The 20,014-nt window shown below is 45.2% G+C and carries 27 protein-coding genes and 1 riboswitch; of the genes, 10 read left to right on the top strand and 17 right to left on the bottom strand.

The window, feature by feature from the left end:
* Positions 1-60: 60 nt before the first annotated feature.
* The 3 genes from yjcZ to yjcA all read right to left on the bottom strand — a co-directional run bounded on the left by yjcZ (position 61) and on the right by yjcA (position 1,141).
* Complete coding sequence (yjcZ, locus tag M0696_RS06500) at positions 61-216, bottom strand: sporulation protein YjcZ (protein WP_003239234.1); 156 nt, start codon at positions 214-216, stop codon at positions 61-63.
* An 81-nt stretch (positions 217-297) separates the two neighbouring features.
* Entirely contained in the window at positions 298-504 is a 207-nt protein-coding gene (locus tag M0696_RS06495; RefSeq protein WP_166853608.1) for a hypothetical protein, read from the bottom strand.
* A 280-nt stretch (positions 505-784) separates the two neighbouring features.
* Positions 785-1,141 carry a sporulation protein YjcA gene (gene yjcA / locus M0696_RS06490; RefSeq protein WP_014113399.1) on the bottom strand — a complete coding sequence of 119 codons (357 nt, stop codon included), beginning with the start codon at positions 1,139-1,141 and terminating at the stop codon, positions 785-787.
* Positions 1,142-1,300: 159 nt separating this feature from the next.
* Between yjcA and cotV the strand changes: the two genes are divergently transcribed.
* The 5 genes from cotV to cotZ all read left to right on the top strand — a co-directional run bounded on the left by cotV (position 1,301) and on the right by cotZ (position 3,875).
* On the top strand, positions 1,301-1,687 hold the full coding sequence (gene cotV / locus M0696_RS06485; protein ID WP_166853609.1) for a spore coat protein CotV: 387 nt from the start codon (positions 1,301-1,303) through the stop codon (positions 1,685-1,687).
* 41 nt (positions 1,688-1,728) lie between these two features.
* Positions 1,729-2,049, top strand: a complete 321-nt coding sequence (cotW, locus tag M0696_RS06480; RefSeq protein WP_222142610.1) for a spore coat protein CotW — start codon at positions 1,729-1,731, stop codon at positions 2,047-2,049.
* A gap of 94 nt (positions 2,050-2,143) precedes the next feature.
* Positions 2,144-2,659: a spore coat protein CotX gene (cotX, locus tag M0696_RS06475; RefSeq protein ID WP_222142609.1), complete on the top strand. Its 516-nt coding sequence runs from the start codon at positions 2,144-2,146 to the stop codon at positions 2,657-2,659.
* 153 nt (positions 2,660-2,812) lie between these two features.
* Entirely contained in the window at positions 2,813-3,301 is a 489-nt protein-coding gene (gene cotY, locus M0696_RS06470; RefSeq protein WP_014113395.1) for a spore coat protein CotY, read from the top strand.
* Between the two features lie 127 nt (positions 3,302-3,428).
* Positions 3,429-3,875 carry a spore coat protein CotZ gene (gene cotZ / locus M0696_RS06465; RefSeq protein WP_248602616.1) on the top strand — a complete coding sequence of 149 codons (447 nt, stop codon included), beginning with the start codon at positions 3,429-3,431 and terminating at the stop codon, positions 3,873-3,875.
* Positions 3,876-3,966: 91 nt separating this feature from the next.
* On the opposite strand, the gene cotO is transcribed toward cotZ, so the two are convergent.
* From cotO to M0696_RS06415, 10 genes are all read right to left on the bottom strand, one after another.
* Positions 3,967-4,665 carry a spore coat protein CotO gene (gene cotO / locus M0696_RS06460; protein ID WP_248602615.1) on the bottom strand — a complete coding sequence of 233 codons (699 nt, stop codon included), beginning with the start codon at positions 4,663-4,665 and terminating at the stop codon, positions 3,967-3,969.
* 100 nt (positions 4,666-4,765) lie between these two features.
* The gene (gene fabI / locus M0696_RS06455; protein ID WP_166853613.1) at positions 4,766-5,542 is read right to left on the bottom strand and encodes an enoyl-ACP reductase FabI; all 777 of its coding nucleotides are present in this window, start codon (positions 5,540-5,542) and stop codon (positions 4,766-4,768) included.
* Between the two features lie 141 nt (positions 5,543-5,683).
* Positions 5,684-6,499 carry a bifunctional hydroxymethylpyrimidine kinase/phosphomethylpyrimidine kinase gene (thiD, locus tag M0696_RS06450; RefSeq protein ID WP_248602614.1) on the bottom strand — a complete coding sequence of 272 codons (816 nt, stop codon included), beginning with the start codon at positions 6,497-6,499 and terminating at the stop codon, positions 5,684-5,686.
* Positions 6,500-6,517: 18 nt separating this feature from the next.
* The gene (gene thiF / locus M0696_RS06445) at positions 6,518-7,528 is read right to left on the bottom strand and encodes a thiazole biosynthesis adenylyltransferase ThiF (protein WP_248602613.1); all 1,011 of its coding nucleotides are present in this window, start codon (positions 7,526-7,528) and stop codon (positions 6,518-6,520) included.
* Positions 7,525-8,295 (bottom strand): thiazole synthase, encoded by a 771-nt coding sequence (thiG, locus tag M0696_RS06440; protein WP_248602612.1) that lies wholly within the window; start codon positions 8,293-8,295, stop codon positions 7,525-7,527. The genes thiF and thiG overlap by 4 nt, the downstream gene beginning before the upstream one ends.
* Positions 8,292-8,492, bottom strand: coding sequence for a sulfur carrier protein ThiS (gene thiS, locus M0696_RS06435; protein WP_072182824.1), 201 nt, complete (start codon positions 8,490-8,492; stop codon positions 8,292-8,294). Before thiS ends, thiG begins: the two co-directional genes overlap by 4 nt.
* Complete coding sequence (gene thiO / locus M0696_RS06430) at positions 8,492-9,601, bottom strand: glycine oxidase ThiO (protein ID WP_248602611.1); 1,110 nt, start codon at positions 9,599-9,601, stop codon at positions 8,492-8,494. The genes thiS and thiO overlap by 1 nt, the downstream gene beginning before the upstream one ends.
* Positions 9,585-10,202, bottom strand: coding sequence for a thiazole tautomerase TenI (tenI, locus tag M0696_RS06425; protein WP_248602610.1), 618 nt, complete (start codon positions 10,200-10,202; stop codon positions 9,585-9,587). The genes thiO and tenI overlap by 17 nt, the downstream gene beginning before the upstream one ends.
* A complete protein-coding gene (tenA, locus tag M0696_RS06420) occupies positions 10,180-10,887 on the bottom strand; it encodes a thiaminase II (protein ID WP_248602609.1) in 708 nt (235 codons plus the stop codon). The genes tenI and tenA overlap by 23 nt, the downstream gene beginning before the upstream one ends.
* Positions 10,888-10,968: 81 nt before the next feature.
* Positions 10,969-11,077, bottom strand: a riboswitch (TPP riboswitch).
* Between the two features lie 61 nt (positions 11,078-11,138).
* A complete protein-coding gene (locus M0696_RS06415) occupies positions 11,139-12,983 on the bottom strand; it encodes a monovalent cation:proton antiporter family protein (RefSeq protein ID WP_014113385.1) in 1,845 nt (614 codons plus the stop codon).
* A gap of 233 nt (positions 12,984-13,216) precedes the next feature.
* Between M0696_RS06415 and prpE the strand changes: the two genes are divergently transcribed.
* On the top strand, positions 13,217-13,951 hold the full coding sequence (gene prpE / locus M0696_RS06410; protein ID WP_014113384.1) for a bis(5'-nucleosyl)-tetraphosphatase PrpE: 735 nt from the start codon (positions 13,217-13,219) through the stop codon (positions 13,949-13,951).
* A 12-nt stretch (positions 13,952-13,963) separates the two neighbouring features.
* Here the strand turns inward: prpE and M0696_RS06405 are convergent, their stop codons facing one another.
* The 4 genes from M0696_RS06405 to M0696_RS06390 are packed head-to-tail and all read right to left on the bottom strand — an operon-like array spanning position 13,964 to position 16,726.
* Positions 13,964-14,863 (bottom strand): RluA family pseudouridine synthase, encoded by a 900-nt coding sequence (locus M0696_RS06405; RefSeq protein WP_205200867.1) that lies wholly within the window; start codon positions 14,861-14,863, stop codon positions 13,964-13,966.
* A gap of 14 nt (positions 14,864-14,877) precedes the next feature.
* Complete coding sequence (locus M0696_RS06400) at positions 14,878-15,678, bottom strand: NAD kinase (RefSeq protein WP_003224622.1); 801 nt, start codon at positions 15,676-15,678, stop codon at positions 14,878-14,880.
* 18 nt (positions 15,679-15,696) lie between these two features.
* Positions 15,697-16,332 carry a GTP diphosphokinase gene (yjbM, locus tag M0696_RS06395; protein ID WP_019713982.1) on the bottom strand — a complete coding sequence of 212 codons (636 nt, stop codon included), beginning with the start codon at positions 16,330-16,332 and terminating at the stop codon, positions 15,697-15,699.
* A gap of 28 nt (positions 16,333-16,360) precedes the next feature.
* Positions 16,361-16,726 (bottom strand): UPF0738 family protein, encoded by a 366-nt coding sequence (locus M0696_RS06390; protein ID WP_248602608.1) that lies wholly within the window; start codon positions 16,724-16,726, stop codon positions 16,361-16,363.
* Between the two features lie 123 nt (positions 16,727-16,849).
* On the opposite strand from M0696_RS06390, the gene M0696_RS06385 reads away from it, so the two are divergent.
* The 4 genes from M0696_RS06385 to spxH all read left to right on the top strand — a co-directional run bounded on the left by M0696_RS06385 (position 16,850) and on the right by spxH (position 19,723).
* Positions 16,850-17,422, top strand: coding sequence for a CYTH domain-containing protein (locus M0696_RS06385; protein WP_248602607.1), 573 nt, complete (start codon positions 16,850-16,852; stop codon positions 17,420-17,422).
* 14 nt (positions 17,423-17,436) lie between these two features.
* Entirely contained in the window at positions 17,437-18,174 is a 738-nt protein-coding gene (cwlQ, locus tag M0696_RS06380; protein WP_248602606.1) for a bifunctional muramidase/murein lytic transglycosylase, read from the top strand.
* A gap of 254 nt (positions 18,175-18,428) precedes the next feature.
* Positions 18,429-18,827, top strand: a complete 399-nt coding sequence (locus tag M0696_RS06375; RefSeq protein WP_003224612.1) for a globin domain-containing protein — start codon at positions 18,429-18,431, stop codon at positions 18,825-18,827.
* A complete protein-coding gene (gene spxH / locus M0696_RS06370) occupies positions 18,824-19,723 on the top strand; it encodes a protease adaptor protein SpxH (RefSeq protein ID WP_166853625.1) in 900 nt (299 codons plus the stop codon). Before M0696_RS06375 ends, spxH begins: the two co-directional genes overlap by 4 nt.
* Positions 19,724-20,014 lie beyond the last annotated feature (291 nt).

Raw genomic sequence — 20,014 nt, 5'->3', positions numbered from 1 at the left:
TAAAAAATGAACACAAGGCAAGGAAGTACAGGACATCACCCGTACTTCCCTCAATAAATCTTAGAAGTTATAAAAAGATGCACCCACGATGATAAGGAGAATGAACAATACGACTAAAAGAACAAATGTTGAACCATAGCCGCCGCCGTAACCGCCAGCATAACCGCCATAACAGCCGCCGCCGTAGCCTCCTCCGAATCCGTATCCAAAGCCCATAGATAAGCACCTCCTTTACTCTCTATACACTATGTGAACAGCCTTAATCGGCTTGGATATTCGCATAGGGCGTTTGCGGATTTATGATTGATCGTACTGAGCCTTGTGTTTTTTTAGCAAGGCTTCTGTTTTTTCAGCCAGCTCTTCAATCTCCTCTTCAAACGCCAGACAGGCTTCATCAAATGCATCCAAGTCTTTTCTGATCCTGCTCATGATGCCTTCATGCTCTTTTTGCTTTTGTTCGTGAGGTTCATATCTTCCGTCTATCCATTTTTCAAACTCATTCACTGGCATCCCCCCACTCATGATATATGCTGTGCGAGGCCGCCCCGTTAAAAAAACAAAAAACCGGAAGTTTCCGGTTTCTTTGCCAGGCTATTGAGGCTTTTTCTTTTTATTTCCGCACCCGCAGCCTTTCTTTTTGATCTTTTTTGATTGATGCGATGAATCTTTATATGGAGTTTTTTGGGAAGGTTTATTGAATTGACTCATTTTGTTCCCTTCCTTTCATTATGTCATATATGCTACTTTATGCGGATGCTAGTGAAAAGTTGCTGGTGGGAACGCCTCATTCCTGCAGCCATTTTGATACAAGTGTTTCAATAATACCGGCAAGACCAGCGATCGCCAGCAGCAAAATCAGCCACTGGGCAATTTGCGGGATCAATGCCTGGCATAAAATCAAAAAGCCGGCGCACCACACGCCTGTGCACCAATAGCAGCTGAGCAATTCACCAATAAACGCCCTCACACCCGTTCCCTTAATCACGATATACGTTTCAATGTTCCCGTCCGCATCCTTTTCCTCCTTTTCTTCGTGAAATAGGCTGCGAAGCGGCGCCATAATTGTATCAAACACCAGCAGCCGAGCGAGCCGAAAGACCGCAAGTGAAAGAAGAACAATTGTCAGTCCATTAATAACCACTTGTTCACTCCTTTGCCAATCATGATCCCTTCACATATATGCCAAAACCCTATCCTTCATGAATCGTATCTTGTCCGGCGGAAAATTGGTTATTTTTATTATTCCGCTCTGCACCCCATTTGCATTATATAGAGTATGGATAAGAAAGGAGTGAAGGTTATGTCGATTGAAGAAAATGTTGAATCCCTGCATCCTGTAATATTTGAACAATTATCAAGCGAATTCGAACAGCAGATCGAAGTGATTGATTGCGAAAATATCACAATAGATACATCACATATAACATCTGCCCTTTCTATACAAGCCTTTGTGACAACCATGATTATCCTGGCGACACAGCTCGTCATCGCCGACGAAGACTTGGCTGACGCAGTGGCTAGCGAAATTCTTATTCTCGATAACTCCCAAATCAAAAAAAGAACCATCATTAAAATTATCAACAGCCGAAATATCAAAATTACTTTGTCTGCCGACGAAATAATAACCTTTGTACAAATCTTGCTTCAGGTGTTAAACAGCATTCTCAATGAACTTGACGTCCTTTAACCCTTTCTTTTTCACAAACTTAAAAGTCGAGGTGAAAACAAATGTCAGATAACGACAAAATCAAAGAAGAGCTTGCAAAGCTTCCTGAAGTTGATCCGATGACGAAAATGCTGGTCCACAATATATTTCTTAAACATGGTGTCACGAAAGACAAAATGAAAAAAGTATCAGATGAAGAAAAAGAAATGCTCTTAAATCTAGTTAAAGACTTGCAGGCTAAATCAGAAGCTTTAATTGAAAATCAAAAGAAGAAAAAAGAAGAATCGGAGCAAGAGCAAAAGAACACAAAACCGCTAAGCCGCAGAGAGCAGCTCATAGAACAACTCAGACAAAGACGGCAAAACAATAACAGCTCAAATTAATTATAAAAAATAGGGCAATTCATCATGATATATGACTCAGTCAAAGTAAGAGGCTCGCTCATTTAATAACAGTAAAAGAAAAGGAGGAATAGATATGGAAAGCAGACCATACTCTTGGGTTGCACTTGATCCTGACTGTGACCATCCGTTAGACGAAAAAGATAAAGAAAAAAAAGAAGAAAGAAAATGTAATTGCGATGTATGCTGTAATGGGAATGGTTTTTTTGGCAACGACAACGCCTTCATCGACCAAGATCTAGCTCAGGCAAACCTCAACAAACAAGTCTCCGATGAAACGATTATTATTAGAGATTCTTGTGATATTAACGTTACATCGACAGACGTTCAAGCAGTAACATCAGTTGTAACAGCACTTAATGCCGCTGTAGTTACAGCTACTCTCACATCCATTGCAGACGGAGTAATTGCCGAATTAGTCGCACAAGATTTATTGCAGCTTACAGCTAACAAGCAAGTTAACCGCCAAAAACTTCTCATCGAATGCTCCCGCGGCGTAAACGTCTCAACAGTAGATGCCGATATCGCAACACTTATCTCTACAGCAACAAACACCCTTGTAGCCATCCTAGTTATTACTCTTGTCCTCTAGAGGACTTAAAAGCAGAGCTAAAAACGCTCTGCTTTTTCTTATTTTCCAAGCATATGATGAATATATAGACGTTCACCCACACCAAGTGGGGCACGGGTACATATGTTGTTAAGGACTAAAGTCAAATACCCTATAAAGAAGGAGCTGAAATCAATGAGCTGCGGAAAAACCCATGGCCGGCATGAGAACTGTGTATGCGATGCAGTGGAAAAGATTTTAGCAGAGCAGGAGGCAGTTGAAGAACAGTGTCCGACTGGCTGCTATACCAACCTTTTAAACCCTACGATTGCTGGAAAAGACACAATTCCGTTTCTCGTTTTTGATAAAAAAGGCGGATTGTTCTCCACATTCGGAAACGTGGGGGGATTTGTGGATGATATGCAATGCTTTGAATCCATTTTCTTCCGCGTCGAAAAATTATGCGATTGCTGTGCAACACTGTCTATTTTACGCCCGGTCGATGTCAAAGGCGATACCTTAAGTGTTTGCCACCCTTGCGACCCGGATTTCTTCGGGCTAGAAAAAACAGATTTCTGCATTGAAGTGGATCTTGGATGCTTCTGTGCCATTCAGTGCTTGTCGCCAGAGTTAGTTGACAGAACATCCCCTAACAGAGATAAAAAGCATCATCACAATGGATAAACACTTGTAAAGAGGAATCCCCTTCCAAACTCTATTACAGGTGCAAATTATTCAGCTGCTTCCAGCGTGAGGCAGCTGACTCTCCATCATTTCGCCAGTCTCAAATTTATAAGGCAGGAGGGATAATATGAGCCAGAAAACATCAAGCTGCGTGCGTGAAGCTGTAGAAAATATTGAAGACCTGCAACACGCTGTTGAAGAGGATTGCCCGACAAGCTGCCATTCAAAGCTTTTGTCGCCAACTCATTCACTGGGCGACACGGTGCCTTTTGCAATATTTACATCAAAATCAAAGCCTTTAGTCGCCTTCGGTAATGTCGGCGAACTCGATAACGGCCCTTGCTTTAATACAGTATTTTTCAGAGTGGAAAAAGTTCATGACAGCTGCGCAACACTGTCATTATTAATCGCATTTGACGAACACAAACACATTTTGGACTTCACCGATACAGATACGGTTTGTGAAGTGTTCCGACTTGAAAAAACGAACTACTGCATTGAAGTGGACTTAGACTGCTTCTGCGCAATCAACTGCTTAAATCCTCGATTAATCAATCGCACGCATCATCATTAATGATAATGCTGAAAAGCTTGCAGGCCTGCAGGCTTTTCTCTATGTAAAAAAGCTGTCCGGGAAGATCTGCCGGGCAGCTTTTACCATTTCATTAAAAACCGAGCGGATGCAAAGAGGTGATTTCATCAATCGACAGCTCAGTCGGCGCGCCGTTTCCAGTCGTTCGAAGCAGAACGGAATCATTTCTTCTTCCGACAATCACACCCCTGTACGTTCTTCCATTGGCTTCAATCAGACAGAGTGCTCTCGGCATGTTATGAGGCAGCTTTGTTAAAAAATCAATTTTTTCATGGATTGTCATCTTGCTCATTGGCTTTTTCACTTTTCTTGCAGGCGGTGCTTTTTCCTCCGCTTTGGCAGCATTATGGACAGCTTCCGGTTCTTTTTCAGGCTTCCGGGCCTCAAGTTCAGGTGCAGGCTCTTCCTTTTTTTCTGCTTTCGGAGGCTCGTGTTCGACGGTTTCTTCAACAGCCTGCGGCTCTGCTTTCTGTTTCTGCTGGTTCTTTGTGTTCTTTGTGTTCTCTGGCTCTCTGACCTCTTGTGTTTGCTGACTCACTGGCTCAGCTTCAGGCTTTTCCTCTGCTTGCTGGACATCCTTTGCCACAACTTCCTCCGGCTGTTTCTCCTGGTAGGCCGGCTTTTCCTCTGCTTTTGGCGGAGCGGGTTTGCTGGCCTTTTTTTTGATGACAATCTCCTGCATGGATGACCTTGTTGTTTCTGCATAATCCGGCTGAACAATATACATGAGCGGTTTTTTATCCGCGTTTCTTTTCTTATTAGACATCTTCATCCCTCCGATTGTGTCATATTCTATCTATATGACAGAAAGCTGAAAATCAGAAGAAATAAAAAAGCAATCCCTGTTCGGGATTGCTTGACATAGATCCTGCTTAGCGGGCAGTGATATGGAAACCTGAATCAACGTGAAGATTTTCACCTGTAATGCCTCGGGACATATCACTGAATAAGAACGCAGCTGTATCGCCCACTTCTTCAGGTGTTGTCGTGCGGCGAAGCGGCGCACGGTCTTCGATGTCTTTTAAGATAGAGTTGAAATCACTGATGCCTTTAGCAGATAATGTTCTGATCGGCCCTGCAGAAATGCTGTTAACGCGGATATTTTCTTTTCCTAAGTCAGCAGCTAAGTATTTCACACTTGCATCAAGAGAAGCTTTCGCTACACCCATGACGTTGTAGTTTGGCATCACAAGCTCGCCGCCAAGGTAAGTCAAAGTGACAATGCTTCCGCCTTCAGTCATCATCGGACGTGCCGCTTTGACAACAGCTGTCAGAGAGTATGAGCTGATGTTATGAGCCAAAAGGAAACCGTCACGATTTGTGTTTAAGTATTCACCGACAAGTTCTTCTTTATTGGCAAACGCGATACAATGCGCGATACCGTGGATCACACCGACCTGCTCCTTAATGCTTGCGAAGCAAGTTTCGATTTCCGCGTCGTTTGTTACGTCGCAAGGAAGGATAATGGAATCATTGCGTTCTAACGTTCCCGCAAGCTCGTGAACAGATTTCTCAAGGCGTTCTCCTGCGTATGTGAAAATCAAACGTGCGCCTGCTTCATGTAAAGAGCGCGCAATTCCCCACGCGATACTGCGTTTATTGGCTACTCCCATCACAACAATGTTGCGGCCTTCGAGTGAAAAATTCATATGTATAAAGCCTCCTATATTTAATAAAGACATAGTATTAGTACCTGATCTTAAATTCCTATCCTATCATATCATAACCTTGTCCAGATGAAAAGCGCTACCATAAACAAACGTGAAAGAGACCACCATCAGCTGGTGATCTCATCGGCTAGTTTTTAAGCTGTTTCGTTTAAAGGCGAAATGGTTTGTCGGCCCGTGGCCCGATCCGATGCCGAGCGTATTTTCCACTGCTTCGCGGACAAAGTTGGCCGCAACCTCGAATGCCTGATGGATGCTGTCTCCCTTAGCAGTTTGAGCTGTCAAAGCCGCAGCAAAGGTACAGCCTGTGCCATGCGTATGCTTCGTATCGATATAAGGATGGCCGATTTGCATAAACATGTTTCCATCAAAAAGAAGGTCAGTAATGTGATTGTCCTCAGGCTGGTGCCCGCCTTTGATAATCACATGCTGCGCACCCATCTTTACGAGCTGCTCCGCAGCTTTTTTTCGGTCATCCAGCGAACGGATTGTCATTCCTGTCAGCGTTTCTGCTTCCGGAACATTCGGCGTAATCGCGTAACTTCTCGGAATGAGCAGCTCCTTTAAGGTAGCAACTGATTCGTCGTGCAGCAAGGATGCACCGCCCTTTGCGATCATAACCGGATCAACAATCACACGGTTAAACCCGTACTCGTCAATTTTTCTCGCCACTTCTTCAATCATTTCAGTATTCCAGAGCATTCCCGTTTTTACGGCGTCCGGCCTCAAATCCTCAGCAACAGCATCAATTTGCTGTCTCAGCGCCTCTACAGTCAGCGGATGCACCCCATGGACGCCAAGCGTATTTTGGGCGGTTACCGCCGTAATCGCAGACATTCCGAAAACATCAAGCTCCTGAAAGGTTTTAATATCGGCCTGTATCCCTGCGCCGCCGCCTGAATCAGAGCCGGCGATTGTCAATGCTTTATCTATACTCATTACATTACACTCCTTTTATTACCCGATCCATTTATGATAAATGGATTTTGCCCGGGCAATATCATTCGTTCCATGGATCAATGCTCTGCCATCCCTGAACAGCACCATTTTCATATCATCCGAGCGGCAGGAAATTAAATACGGATTCGCGGCTACTTCAAGCCCGGCCTGTCTCAGCTGGCCGGCTAGCACTTCAAGGTTCGCTTCTTTTGTAAGGGATGATCTGATTTGCACCGTATTCCTGCCGCACAATACAGCCGCTTTTGTTTGGTTCTCATATGACAAAAACGGAAAATCTTTCGTGCCGCAGCTTGGGCATGCGTCATGTTTGAGACCCGCCGCTCTCACCTCTGACCGTTCGTTTTTCCACAAGTCAAAGGAGCGCAGCACTGGCTCGCACTCCTCTCCCGTCAGCAGCTTCAGCGCGTCTGTCACCTGAAAGACCGCTACCTGCAAAACAGCCGGACTGATAATGCCGGCTGTGTCACATGTCGCTCCGCCAATCGGAAGTGTATCAAGCAAGCAATGCAAGCAAGGGGTCGACCCCGGCACTACGGTAAAGGTGAGGCCATAGCTCCCTACACAGGCACCGTAAAGAAAAGGAATCCCTTCTTTGACCGCAGCATCGTTTACGATTAGGCGGGTTTCAAAATTATCAGCCGCATCCACAATGATCGAAGCGCCCTTAATCAGCTCGAAGATATTTTCCGCTGTCACATCCATGACAAGGCCAGTCACATCGACATCACTGTTAATCGAACGGAGACGATGCTCAGCAGCGGCCGCTTTTGGCATTTCTTTTTTGACATCTTCTTCTGTATACAGCTGCTGGCGCTGCAGGTTGCTCCATTCAACGTAATCTCTGTCGGCAATTTTCACAGAGCCGACTCCCGCCCTAACCAGCATTTCAGCACTCGCTGTTCCAAGCGCGCCGGCGCCGATGATCACGGCGCGCGCTTCTTTCAATTTCTTCTGGCCGGCTGGGCCGATCGGAGCAAACAGCTCCTGTCTGGAGTACCTGTCCGTCATACCGGAAGACCTTCTCCCGGACTGCTTGCCGTTCCGTATTGCTTAAGCGGAATGCGGCCCGCCTCAAAAGAGAGGCGCCCTGCTTCCACCGCGAGCTTCATGGCATGCGCCATTTTCACAGGATCATTCGCGCCTGATACAGCTGTATTGAGGAGTACGCCATCCGCTCCAAGCTCCATTGCGTATGCTGCATCTTTAGGCGATCCGATTCCGGCGTCCACGATGACAGGCACCTTCGCCTGTTCAATAATAAATGACAGATTCAACGGGTTTAAGATTCCTTGTCCCGATCCAATCGGGGAGGCACCCGGCATGATGGCATGAACGCCAAGCTCCTCCAGTTTTCTCGCCAGCACAACATCATCCGACGTGTACGGGAGCACAATAAATCCTTCTTCAAGAAGCTGTTCAGACGCTTTTAATGTCTCAACGGGATCAGGCAGCAAGGAACGGCTGCATCCGATGACTTCGACTTTAATCATGTCACAAAGTCCTGACGCTTTCGCCAGCCTTGCAATCCGGACCGCTTCTTCAGCGGTGCTCGCGCCCGCTGTATTCGGCAAAAGCGTATATTTGGATAAATCAAGCTGTTCCAGAAAATTCGGCTGAGACGCTTCAAAGATGTTCATTCTCCGCACAGCAAATGTTAAAATATCAGACTCGGAAACGGCCACCGCTTCCTTTTGGATGTCAAACGATGGGTATTTCCCCGTACCCAGCAGCAATCTTGATTGAAATGATTTCCCGCCAATTGTTAACATGCTCATCCGCCTCCTACAAAATGGACAATTTCAATGACATCGCGATCACAAAGCTCAACCTCGTGATAATGTTCTTTGCCGATAATTTCTTTATTTCTTTCAACGATAACGATTTTATTTTCAAGCTGATAAGACGCCAGCAGGTCTTGAATTGTACCTGTATCTTTTTCCCACTTCACGTCTTTACCGTTCAGCTGTAGCATCATATCTGAACCGCCTCCTTGCGATCAATTCGGAATGCGTGCAGCCAGTCTTGATTGACCTCTTTATTCATCATGAGATCACTGATCAAAGCGCCCGTTGCCGGAGCAAGCAGAATCCCATTTCTGAAATGGCCCGCCGCAAATAAAATACGGCTGTCCTCAGGGTGTCTGCCGATGTACGGCTTCCCATCCTTTGTTCCCGGCCGCAGTCCTGCCCAAAAACGATCCACCTTCATACTCTGAATGGTCGGCAGCATCGTTTTTGCTTTTCTCATAACAGATTCCAACCCGCCAAGATCCGGTGTTTCACTCCAGTCACCCGGCTTCATTGTCGCGCCGACAACCAGTCTGCCGCTTTTTCTCGGGACGATATAGCAATGGTCATGGTAAAGTGTTTTTGTCAGCGGTATATCATCATTCCAAACAGAAAGGCACTCCCCTTTTACAGGGAAAAATGAATTGTTCAGCCCGAGCTGTTTAAAAAACATTCCGCTCCACACTCCGCTGGCAACCGCGACATGATCCGCCCACACATTACCATTCGGCGTCTCGATGGACAGCGCTTCCCCGTCACGTTCGACATGCAGGACAGGAGTACGCTCAAAAATCTCCGCCCCAAGCGCTTTCGCTGCTTTCGCATATGCCTTGCAAACGAAATAAGGCTCAACATGCACATCATCCTGGATAAAGGCTGCCCCGAAAATGTCACCAGACGTATATGGCTCTGTATCTAAAACTTCTTCTTTTGTATGCCAGCTGACAGAATCCAAGTCATCCATCTTCCTCAGCCGCAGCACATCTTCTTCAGAAAACGCAAGCTTAAACATACCGCCGTTATGCTGTCTGATATCGATACCGGATAATGTGTAAAGCTCTTCCCGAAGACCTTTGTACAGACGCTGGCTGTGCATGGCAAAGTCAAAAAACGCGTCACGTTCCTCGCACTCGGCATGGGCGCCCAGCATTCCGGCAGCGGCACTTGTTGTTCTGCCGCCCATTGTTCCACTTTCAAACAATGCGACATTTTTGTTTTCCTTTGTTAAATGATAAGCAATCGCGGAACCGATAATTCCGCCTCCAATGACAACTGCATCATAATGCCTTTTCATAGCGCATCTCCTTTAACTTACGGGAATATCGTCTGGCAGCTTCCAAAGGGTCAGCGGAAGAAAAAATCCCCGACATGACTGCAATGCCATCTGCTCCAGCTTGTTTTACGGCTCTTAATCTGTCCGGCGTCATTCCTCCGATTGCAATAACCGGGACAGAAATCCGCTGTGCGATATCTGACAGCAATGACACACCTCTGCCTTCAAGACCCTTTTTACAATCCGTTTCAAACACATGGCCGAACAGCACGTAGTCTGCGTCTTCCTTTTCTGCTTGAACCGCTTCCTCCAGTGAGTGCACCGACCGCCCGATATGCAGGTGAGGAAATCTGGCTCTGACCTGCTTCGGCGAAAAGCTGCTGCTTGGCAGCTGCACGCGATGAATTGTAGAAAAAAGCGCAATATCCACCCGTCCGTTCATGACCAGTTTTCGTTTATCAACACCGCCTTCAGAAATAAGCTCAAGCAGTTTCAAAATATCTGCCGCCGATTTTGAGCGTTCCCGAATGTGAATAAAATCAACTTCATTCTGAATAGCTATAATTGCTCTCGCTAACTCTTCAAGCGGCTTGCAGTCATCAGTTATGGCGTGAAGCTCCACATTCCTCCACCTCTTTTATGCCGCTGTCAGACCAGCCTTCTTTTCGATAGGCCATTCCCCAAAATTGATACTCATAGAAGCTGGAGATGACAAAATTCTCTTTCATCTTTGCGCGCACTTCCTCCGTGCTGTTTTCCGCCAGCTCATCAAACCGGTTGATTTGCTCTTCGACCTGCTGTCTGAACCAGTCACCGCCGTATGTGCCAATCCACTTTTGATAAATCGGATGTCCCGGGTCACAATGCAGCAATTTCTCACCAACCTCGTAATAAAGCCAGTAGCATGGAAGCAGAGCCGCTAAAATCTCAGCAAAATTTCCGCTCAAAACTGAACGATACATATGGGATGTATAAGAATACGCCGTAGGAGACGCCTTAAACGCCTTACGTTCTTCCTCACTGATTTCCAACAGCTCCGTAAATTCGCGATGAAGCGCCATTTCCGCCTCATATGTACCTTGGGCGTGGCTTGCCATCCGTCCCGTTGTATAAAGGTCCTTCGCATAAGCGGCGCCAAACGATTGCACCTTCGCAAAATGCGTTAAATAATAAGAATCCTGAAGCACGTAGTATTTAAAACGGTCAATCGGAAGCGTTCCATCACCGATTCCCTGAACGAACGGATGGACAAAACTCCCCTCCCACCATTCTGCGGCTGCACTGCGGCATTCTTCTGAAAACTTCACACGTCATTCCCCCTGTCTGATAAATAAAAAAACCACTTTCCCGCAAGGAAAAGTGGTTTGGAATTGGCATAGTAAAATAACACAAATACCGCTCCACTTCCCTACGCAGGTCTGAACCTGTTCAAGTTATGAGGGTCTAAAAGTCACACTTTTATCTCAGCCCTTATGAAGGACACCCCTAGTGGTTATACGAATACATATTGAATTGTTCTGCACCTCTATATTAACACGAATCCCTATTTGGTCAAGGTTTATCCTTCTAATGTTTTCTTAAGCTCCGTTACGTACCCCCGAGATCCGGTAACAATTAAGCGGTCTCCCAGTTTCAGCCTTGTGTCCCCATGTGGAACGATGCTATCCACACCCCTGAAAATCCTGACAAAGATGACGTCGCCTGTTAAAGGGAATTCCCGCAAAATCACACCGTCGTAAGTGCTGTTTTCCATATTAATTTGATACAGCGAAGACTCCTGGTTCGTGAGAAGCCTCATGACTCCAGGCGCTTCTATCAGAGCGCGAAGCAGTGTTTTTGTTGACAACAGAATAGAAAAGATGCTGATTCCCTGCTCCTTCAGAGCTGCTTCATTCTCCGGTGATCCTACGCTGGCAATGATTCTTTCTGTGCCTTTTTCTTTTGCAAGTAATGCAATGTCCGCATTCATGTCTTCATTCCCTGTCGCAACAACGAGGATATCCGTATCAAAAATGCCGAGTGATTCAAGCGTCTCGTGTTCATAGTCAGAAATCGTTTCGACAGTAAATACTGATTCTGACAGCTTTTCCTCCGCATTCTCTTGGTATACGTGTACAACACGCACATCATACTCTTCCTCCGGCAGTTCAAGAGTAACAGGCAATGTCATTTGGTTTGCACCGATAAACGTAATCGTCTTTTTCTCCTCCGGCTGCTCCTCCCGTTTGTACAATTTTTTAAAGAAGACCGGCGAAAAAATACTGGCAATGACGGCTACTAACGTCAGCGCTCCTGACATATTTGCGCTGATCACGTGAAGCTGCTGGCCGATTGTCGCAGCGGCAATCACGAGCGAAAGCGTTGATGTCAGCAGGAAACCAGATGCCAAAACGGTTCGGTTATCATACCACTTCTTCAAGTACAGGACAGGAATGATTTTGCTGACTAACAGCGCCAAAAGCAGAAGTGGAATCATGATTAATATTTTCGGATCTTGGAAAAGGGTCCATATATCCAGCTTCACACCGACCATCACAAAGAAAATCGGAATTAAGAACCCGTAGCCGAATGAATCCAGCTGCTGAACAAGTTCTTTGTTTGGTGAAAGAAGGGAAACGAGAACCCCTGCTAAGAAAGCGCCGAGAATATTTTCTGCCCCAAGTGATTCAGACAGGGCAACGAGTACGATAATTAACGTAAAAATCGCGCGCGTTCCGATCTGGATCGTCCCTTTTGACATGGATTGAACAAAAGAGCGATGTTTGAAGACCCGGCCGAAAAAGTAAAGCACCACTCCGGCTGCAAACAGGATCATCAGAAGCCACATGTTTCCGCTGTCCTCTCCGTATAAAGAGGAAAAAACAGCAAGAAGAATCATCGTAGCCAAATCAGCAATAACAGCAACGAGCAAAATAATCTGCCCGATATTTGAATTCATGATTCGTTCTTCTTTTAACGTTGGAACGACAACGCCTAATGAAATCGTTGAAATAATAAGCGTCATTAAGAATGCATTTTCGATAAATCCTGCCAAGACGAACCCATAAGACAGCAGCAATGATAAAATAAAAATACCGCCAAAGATAATAGATGCCGCAGCAAACGTATTAGGCGCTTCTTTGCCGTTCGGCATAAGCTGCTTTTTCTTTCCTTTCTCAAACGATGAAAAATCAATTTCAAGCCCGCTTAAAAACATTAAAAAGATAAATCCGAGCATAGAAAGCGTCTGGAGCCATGTGTCACCCTCCACAACTAAATTTAGGCCGCTTTTTCCTATGATCAATCCCATAATGATTTCAGCAACAACAACCGGAATGCTGAGTTTAAACCGATGCAAAAGGATGGGTGTCAAAAATGCAACGATAAGTACAACAACTAAAGATGCGACAGATGTATGCGCCATAATCAGAACCTCCTTTTTAGATCAGGGTTATTCTAGTTCTTAATCAAAGAACAAAACCTCAATTTTTTAAAAAACATAACGCGATTTTAACAAGGGTGATGATAAAAAATAAAGTAATATGGTCTAAATCCTGTTTAGAAAATGATTCTTCTATAATTTGCACATAAAAGCTTGTGATGACTCACAACACTTTGCATCATAATAAATAAAATCATTGGTAAGGAGGATGCCGAATGGCTTACGACATAATCAGCGATATTCATGGCTGCTATGACGAAATGACTGCATTAATCCAAAAGCTTGGCTATACGATCAAAAATGGAGTACCTGTCCACGAGGAAGGCAGGATGCTTGTTTTTGCCGGAGATTTAACCGACAGAGGACCCAAATCGATAGAGGTCATCCGCTTTGTAGCGGGCGCTTACGAAAAAGGCGCTGTACGTTATGTCCCGGGAAATCATTGCAATAAGCTGTTCCGCTACTTAAAAGGAAATCCGGTGAAAGTGATGCATGGTCTCGAAACAACAGCGGCAGAGCTTGAAGAACTTTCTAAAGAAGAAAGAACAGCAGTAAGCGAACAGTTTATGAAGCTGTACGAAACAGCGCCGCTTTACGACATCTTACATAACGGAGAATTAGTTGTCGCCCATGCTGGCATAAAGGCTGACGATATCGGCAAATATACCCGCAGAGTGAAAGACTTTGTGCTTTACGGTGATGTGACGGGTGAAACGTATCCGGACGGCAGACCCGTCAGACGTGATTGGGCGGCAGCCTATAACGGCAAGGCTTGGGTCGTATACGGCCATACACCTGTGAAAGAGCCTCGGAAGGTCAATCGCACCATCAACATTGATACAGGCTGCGTGTTCGGAAATAAACTGACAGGCTTTCGCTTTCCAGAAATAGAAACCGTCTCTGTTCCAAGTTCCCTGCCTTATGACGAATCAAGATTTCGCCCCATATAAAAAAGGAGAGAATCATTGATTCTCTCCTTTTATCAGTTCTTTCATATCTTGAGGCAGTGAAGCATGAAATGTCATGTTCTCCTGTGTCAGCGGATGGATAAATGAAAGCTGCTCGCTGTGCAGGGCCTGGCGGCCAATTTCCCGCCTCGTTCCGCCGTACAGTGTATCGCCGCACAGCGGGTGCCCGAGATAGCTCATATGAACACGAATTTGGTGGGTACGTCCAGTCTCAAGCTGCAATGTCACCGAGGTCAAGTCGTCATTTGCGCATGTGACATAAAAATGAGTAACAGCCTTCTGGCCGTCCGGTGTCACCTTCCGTTCAATAATACTGTCAGGATGTCTGCCAATCGGTGCATCGACTGTTCCCTCCGCCTGTGTCAACCGCCCGTGGACCACTGCCGCATACCGGCGTTTCACAAGCCCGTTTTTTTGCGCTGACGATAAAATGGAGTGGGCAAAGCGATGCTTGGCAACAAGCATGACACCAGATGTATCCCGGTCAAGCCGGGTTACAAGGTGAACCGTCGCCCGCACTCCGTTTTTTTGATAATGATGGATAATTCCATTGGCAATGCTGCCGGATGGGTGCTCTCTCGAAGGGATAGATGACACATACGGCTGCTTGTTTATCACAAGTACATGTTCATCCTCATACAGGATATCGAGCGGAACAGGCTCTGCCAGTAGCGTCTCGCTTACCTGTTCCTCAGGAAACTTGACGACAAGAAGATCTCCCTCTCTCAAAACGTATTTGACCGTCACATGCTCACCGTTGATAAGCAGGTCTCCACCGCCAAACTTGATATCGGTCAGCAGACGTTTCGAAATTCCCAGTTCAGCGGCATATTCTTTTAGAGTTATCCCATTTTCAGCGGAAGTAATGTTCTTTCTGATAAAAAAATAATCCACGATACGTCCTCTTTCTATTCACCTTTTCCGATAAACGAATCCTGGACTCTTTTCCAAAATGGAAACGGACGGAATCTCGCAAACCTCACATTTTCGGATGCAACTTGGCAGCGGATCGACTTTACATCCTTATGAAGAAGGGTTAAATGGTCAATTGTCACTTGAAAGTCAACTTCGTTTCTCGGCTTAATCATGCAATCATGATGGGAAGGGAGAAGCAGCGGCGATCCGACCGTCCGGAATACGCGGTTATTAATAGAAGCCATTTCCGCAAGCTGGATCGCTCTAATAGACGGATGGATAATCGCTCCGCCCAGCGCCTTATTGTAGGCGGTGCTGCCGGATGGCGTTGACAGGCAGAGGCCGTCGCCCCGGAAGGTTTCAAAGAGCTGTCCCTTGATTTCCACATCAGCCACAAGGCTTCCTTCTATGCTTTTAATCGTGCATTCATTCAATGCTAAATATCTTTCTTCCCGCTCGTTTTCGTGATAGGTCACAATCACTTCGAGAAGCGGATATTCGACGGTATGATACGGCGTTTTCGCAATCGCGAGAACAAGTTTTTCAATTTCATGAGGAACCCAGTCGGCATAAAACCCCAGATGACCCGTGTGAACGCCGACAAATGCTGTTTTGTCCAAGCGGTCGCTGTATCTGTGAAAAGCGTACAAAAGCGTTCCATCGCCCCCAACTGAAATGACGATTTCCGGTTCATTTTCATCCAGTTCCATATCAAAATCCAACAAATACGCCTGTATTTTGCTTTTCAGCGTATCAGAAACTTGATCACCTTTTGATGATACGGCAAATTTCATGCTTTTCTTCCCCTTTACCTATTGTTGCTCGCTTCCTTTTTTCTTTCTTGAAAAGGCAGCTTGAGCTTCCTGTACTTCACCCCTGATCTCCGACATCTCTTCATCAAGCCGGGAAGCCGCTTCAGAAGCACGCTGAAGCCTTAATTTTACTTTTTCAGGAATGTTTCCGCTGTATTTATAATTCAATGAATGCTCAATGGTCGCCCAAAAATTCATCGCCAGTGTACGGATCTGTATTTCGACAAGAACATGCTTTTCTCCGGATACCGTCTGTAAAGGATACAGCACGACAAGATGATATGACCGGTACCCGCTCTCTTTATGTTCCGCAATATAATCCCTCTGATCCACAACGGTGAAATCTTTTCTGGCAAACAGCATGTCTTTTACGATTTGGATGTCATCGACAAATTGGCACATGATTCTAAGGCCTGCGATATCCTGTATGGTTTCAATCTCATGTAACGGTATGCTTTTCCGTCTCGCTTTTTCTAGTATGCTCGCCACAGGTTTGACGCGCCCGGTCACAAATTCGATCGGAGAATGGTCATCCTCATATTCATATAGTGTGCGGATCCCCTTGAGCTTCACTTTCAACTCTTCGACAGCCTGGCGGTACGGCACTAAAAAACGCTCCCATTGTTTGTCATCCATCATACATCCCCCAATTCCGAACCAGTTTCTATAAAAACACGCGTTTCACTTTTTCTTCCATTTCTCCGTAGTTTGCATTATCTTTAATATTTTCTAACAGATACTCCAGTTCCTCATGCAGGCCTGCCAGTTCAATGGTTTCGCCTCCGGCCTCTAAAACAACCGGGACTCTTTGTTCATGGGCCTGCTTCAGTTCCGGCCATACATGTTCCTTTATAATGACATATTCAAAAGAATCAGCTAATTCAAGTATGTATACAAAAGCAAAGTGGTCAGAATCAACAAGCATTTGACCTGACGGCTTGCGTTCCGCTTCGTTTCCTTCTGTCTCACAGGCAAGGCGAAGCTGATCATCCGATAATGTTGCGTTCAAAATTTCGATTCTGTTATGCATAATGCTCTCCTTTTTAAACAAAGTACAGATTCATTTTATCATATCAAGCTGGATATTGATAAACCTAACATCTAAAGAGATAATAGTAAAAATAAGATTTACAGGGCGGAAAGGAAGAGCATCATGACACAAGAAATTGAAATAGAATTTAAAAACATGCTGACCAAACAAGAATTTGAAACCATTACTGCCGCACTCCACCTGACAGAAAAAGATTTTACAGATCAAAAGAATCATTATTTTGACACAGATAGCTTTGCGCTGAAACAAAAACACGCTGCGCTTCGAATCCGCAGAAAAAACGGAGAGTATGTCTTGACGCTAAAAGAACCGGCAGATGTAGGGCTTCTGGAAACGCATCAACAGCTTTCAGAGGTATCAGACCTTGCCAGCTTTTCAGTTCCCGAAGGCCCTGTGAAGGACCAGCTGCACAAGCTTCAAATCGATACAGACGCCATTCAATACTTTGGATCTCTAGCAACAAACCGCGCGGAAAAAGAAACAGAAAAAGGCTTAATAGTTTTAGACCACAGCCGATATTTAAATAAAGAGGACTATGAAATTGAATTTGAGGCGGCAGACTGGCATGAGGGCAAACAAGCCTTTGAGAAGCTGCTTCAGCAATTCAGCATTCCTCAGCGTGAAACCAAAAATAAAATTCTGCGTTTTTATGAAGAAAAACGAAAGTCTATATAAGGTGGAATGACATCGTGAATGTAACGAATTGGGCAGCTTTACTTCAGCTTCAAGCATTACAGTCTATATCTAATGCACGCAGCACAGGCACTCAAAATGATGCGGAAAGCCCGCTCTCAAGCTTCAGCTCTTTGCTCAGCCAATATACAAACGGTCTGACGACTCAGCAACCAACAGCATCTTCTGTAACATCAAGCCCGCTCAGCCTGCTGAACGGCGCTTCTTCAACAGCGCCGTCACTGCTTTCAGCTAATGGGCTTAACTCATATACGAATAGCAATTCAGGTTATATCACAAAAGCGGCAGAAAGCACCGAAACAGCTGCTGCAGATTCACCTTCAAACAAACATGAAGCAAAACAGATCAGCTCGGGGGACTTCTCCATTGACAGTGCTATAAAAAAGGCAGCTGACAAGTATGGCGTCGATGAAAAACTAATCCGTGCCGTCATCAAACAGGAATCAGGTTTTAATGCAAAAGCGGTCAGCGGGGCAGGTGCGATGGGCCTCATGCAGCTCATGCCGTCAACAGCAAGCTCACTTGGCGTTTCTAATCCACTGGATCCGCAGCAAAATGTGGAGGGCGGAACGAAGTATTTAAAACAAATGCTGAACAAATACGACGGCAATGTGTCTATGGCATTAGCGGCTTACAACGCCGGACCGGGAAATGTTGACCGATACGGAGGTATTCCCCCTTTCCAAGAAACGCAAAACTATGTGAAAAAAATAACTTCAGCTTATTACGCGTAACCAGAGCGGCTTCTGCCCTCTGGTTTTTTTGCGAAGTGAAATCTTACGCATTCCGGATTTTTATGTGATATGATATGAAATACAAACCCTGGCTTACAGCCGAATCTTTTGATCAAACGCATAAAAGGCAGTTTGTTTGTAGAAATGATGCCTTGTTGCTAAAATAAATCTAGATGAAATATTGAAATACAGAAAATTACTTTTTGCAATAGGATTTATGATTCCTATTAGCCATATTTAAAGGAGTAGTCAACATGGGACAATCGTTTAACGCACCTTATGAAGCGATTGGAGAGGAACTTCTATCGCAACTTGTTGATACTTTTTATGAGCGTGTCGCGTCTCATCCTTTGCTGAAGCCAATTTTTCCGAGCGATTTAACAGAAACCGCCAGGAAACAGAAGCAATTTTTGACTCAGTATTTAGGCGGGCCTCCGCTTTATACTGAGGAACACGGCCACCCCATGCTCAGAGCAAGGCATCTTCCCTTTCCAATTACAAACGAGAGAGCTGATGCGTGGCTCAGCTGTATGAAGGACGCAATGGACCATGTAGGGCTGGAGGGCGATATTCGCGAGTTTTTGTTTGGCCGGCTGGAATTGACAGCAAGGCATATGGTGAATCAAACGGAAGCGGAGGATCGATCATCTTGACAAACTATCAGCATGAGCAATACTTCGCCCATTGCCACGGCCATCCAAAAAAACCGCTTGAAATCTACATGTTTGTAGACCCTTTATGTCCTGAATGCTGGTCCTTAGAGCCCGTCATTAAAAAGCTGAAAATCAGATACGGACGCTTTTTCACCTTACGCATTATCGCTTCCGCAAGCCTTACCGCGTTAAATAAGAAACGGAAAAAGCACCTTCTCGCAGAAGCATGGGAAAAGATCGCGAGCCGTTCCGGCATGTCGTGTGACGGCAATGTCTGGTTCGAGCAAGATCAGCCGCTTTCATCGCCTTATATGGCTGCTCTCGCTTTTAAAGCAGCCGAACTGCAAGGAAGAAAAGCCGGCATGGAATTTCTCAGAAATATGCAGGAGAGTCTGTTTGTTTCAAAGAAAAATATTACGGATGAAAACGTGCTTTTGGAAATCGCGGAACAAACGAGTCTCGATCTTGAAGAATTCAAAAACGATCTTCATTCTCAAAGCGCGGTCAAGGCGCTTCAATGTGACATGAGAATTGCCGCTGAGATGGATGTTTCCGTCAATCCGACGCTGACGTTTTTCAATACACAGCATGAGGACGAAGGACTTAAAGTACCCGGCAGCTATTCATATGATGTATATGAAGAAATCTTATTTGAGATGCTTGGCGACGAACCGAAGCCGTCGGAAACACCGCCTCTGGAATGTTTTATTGAATATTTCCGCTTCGTTGCCTCCAAGGAAATAGCTCTTGTTTATGACCTGAGCCTTGAAGAGGTAGAAAAGGAAATGAAAAAATTGGCGTTTGCTAAAAAGGTTGCCAAAGTGGAAGCCAAACACGGAATGTTTTGGAAGTCTCTCAGCACTTATTCTGATGAATATCAATCATGCGAAAAATAGCCGCAGGCGTGTATATGCTTGAGGCTGTTTTTTTACGCCGGAATCAAACATACGTTCTGTTCATAACACTAAAGAAACCGCGCCGGGATAAGCGCGGTTTCATATGTCTTAACGACAACAAAGGGGATGGGAGAAATTTTTCACGGTCAAACAAAGGGGTAATGTTTGTTTGTGATCAATTTCACATCCTTATGATAACAAAAGATGTCGACTGTTGACAAGCTCTATGCTTAATGTTCATATTTTTGTCACAAAACATAACGAAGTATATTTACTCATATCCTAATAAGG

Source organism: Bacillus rugosus (genome assembly GCF_023238245.1).
GTDB lineage: Bacteria > Bacillota > Bacilli > Bacillales > Bacillaceae > Bacillus > Bacillus rugosus.
Note: the sequence above shows the minus strand (reverse complement) of the source record. Positions and strands in the feature narration are given on the sequence as shown.

Coding starts and splice junctions, on each gene's coding strand:
- cotW (WP_222142610.1), top strand. CDS start 1,729: ATGTCAGATAACGACAAAATCAAAGAAGAGCTTGCAAAGCTTCCTGAA.
- cotX (WP_222142609.1), top strand. CDS start 2,144: ATGGAAAGCAGACCATACTCTTGGGTTGCACTTGATCCTGACTGTGAC.
- cotV (WP_166853609.1), top strand. CDS start 1,301: ATGTCGATTGAAGAAAATGTTGAATCCCTGCATCCTGTAATATTTGAA.
- M0696_RS06415 (WP_014113385.1), bottom strand. CDS start 12,983: ATGGCGCATACATCTGTCGCATCTTTAGTTGTTGTACTTATCGTTGCA.
- thiF (WP_248602613.1), bottom strand. CDS start 7,528: ATGACGGACAGGTACTCCAGACAGGAGCTGTTTGCTCCGATCGGCCCA.
- thiD (WP_248602614.1), bottom strand. CDS start 6,499: ATGAGTATAGATAAAGCATTGACAATCGCCGGCTCTGATTCAGGCGGC.
- M0696_RS06390 (WP_248602608.1), bottom strand. CDS start 16,726: ATGCATAACAGAATCGAAATTTTGAACGCAACATTATCGGATGATCAG.
- thiO (WP_248602611.1), bottom strand. CDS start 9,601: ATGAAAAGGCATTATGATGCAGTTGTCATTGGAGGCGGAATTATCGGT.
- M0696_RS06375 (WP_003224612.1), top strand. CDS start 18,429: ATGGGACAATCGTTTAACGCACCTTATGAAGCGATTGGAGAGGAACTT.
- yjbM (WP_019713982.1), bottom strand. CDS start 16,332: ATGGATGACAAACAATGGGAGCGTTTTTTAGTGCCGTACCGCCAGGCT.
- thiS (WP_072182824.1), bottom strand. CDS start 8,492: ATGCTACAGCTGAACGGTAAAGACGTGAAGTGGGAAAAAGATACAGGT.
- cotO (WP_248602615.1), bottom strand. CDS start 4,665: ATGAAGATGTCTAATAAGAAAAGAAACGCGGATAAAAAACCGCTCATG.
- cotZ (WP_248602616.1), top strand. CDS start 3,429: ATGAGCCAGAAAACATCAAGCTGCGTGCGTGAAGCTGTAGAAAATATT.
- M0696_RS06385 (WP_248602607.1), top strand. CDS start 16,850: ATGACACAAGAAATTGAAATAGAATTTAAAAACATGCTGACCAAACAA.
- cotY (WP_014113395.1), top strand. CDS start 2,813: ATGAGCTGCGGAAAAACCCATGGCCGGCATGAGAACTGTGTATGCGAT.
- yjcZ (WP_003239234.1), bottom strand. CDS start 216: ATGGGCTTTGGATACGGATTCGGAGGAGGCTACGGCGGCGGCTGTTAT.
- thiG (WP_248602612.1), bottom strand. CDS start 8,295: ATGAGCATGTTAACAATTGGCGGGAAATCATTTCAATCAAGATTGCTG.
- fabI (WP_166853613.1), bottom strand. CDS start 5,542: ATGAATTTTTCACTCGAAGGCCGCAACATTGTTGTGATGGGAGTAGCC.
- prpE (WP_014113384.1), top strand. CDS start 13,217: ATGGCTTACGACATAATCAGCGATATTCATGGCTGCTATGACGAAATG.
- M0696_RS06400 (WP_003224622.1), bottom strand. CDS start 15,678: ATGAAATTTGCCGTATCATCAAAAGGTGATCAAGTTTCTGATACGCTG.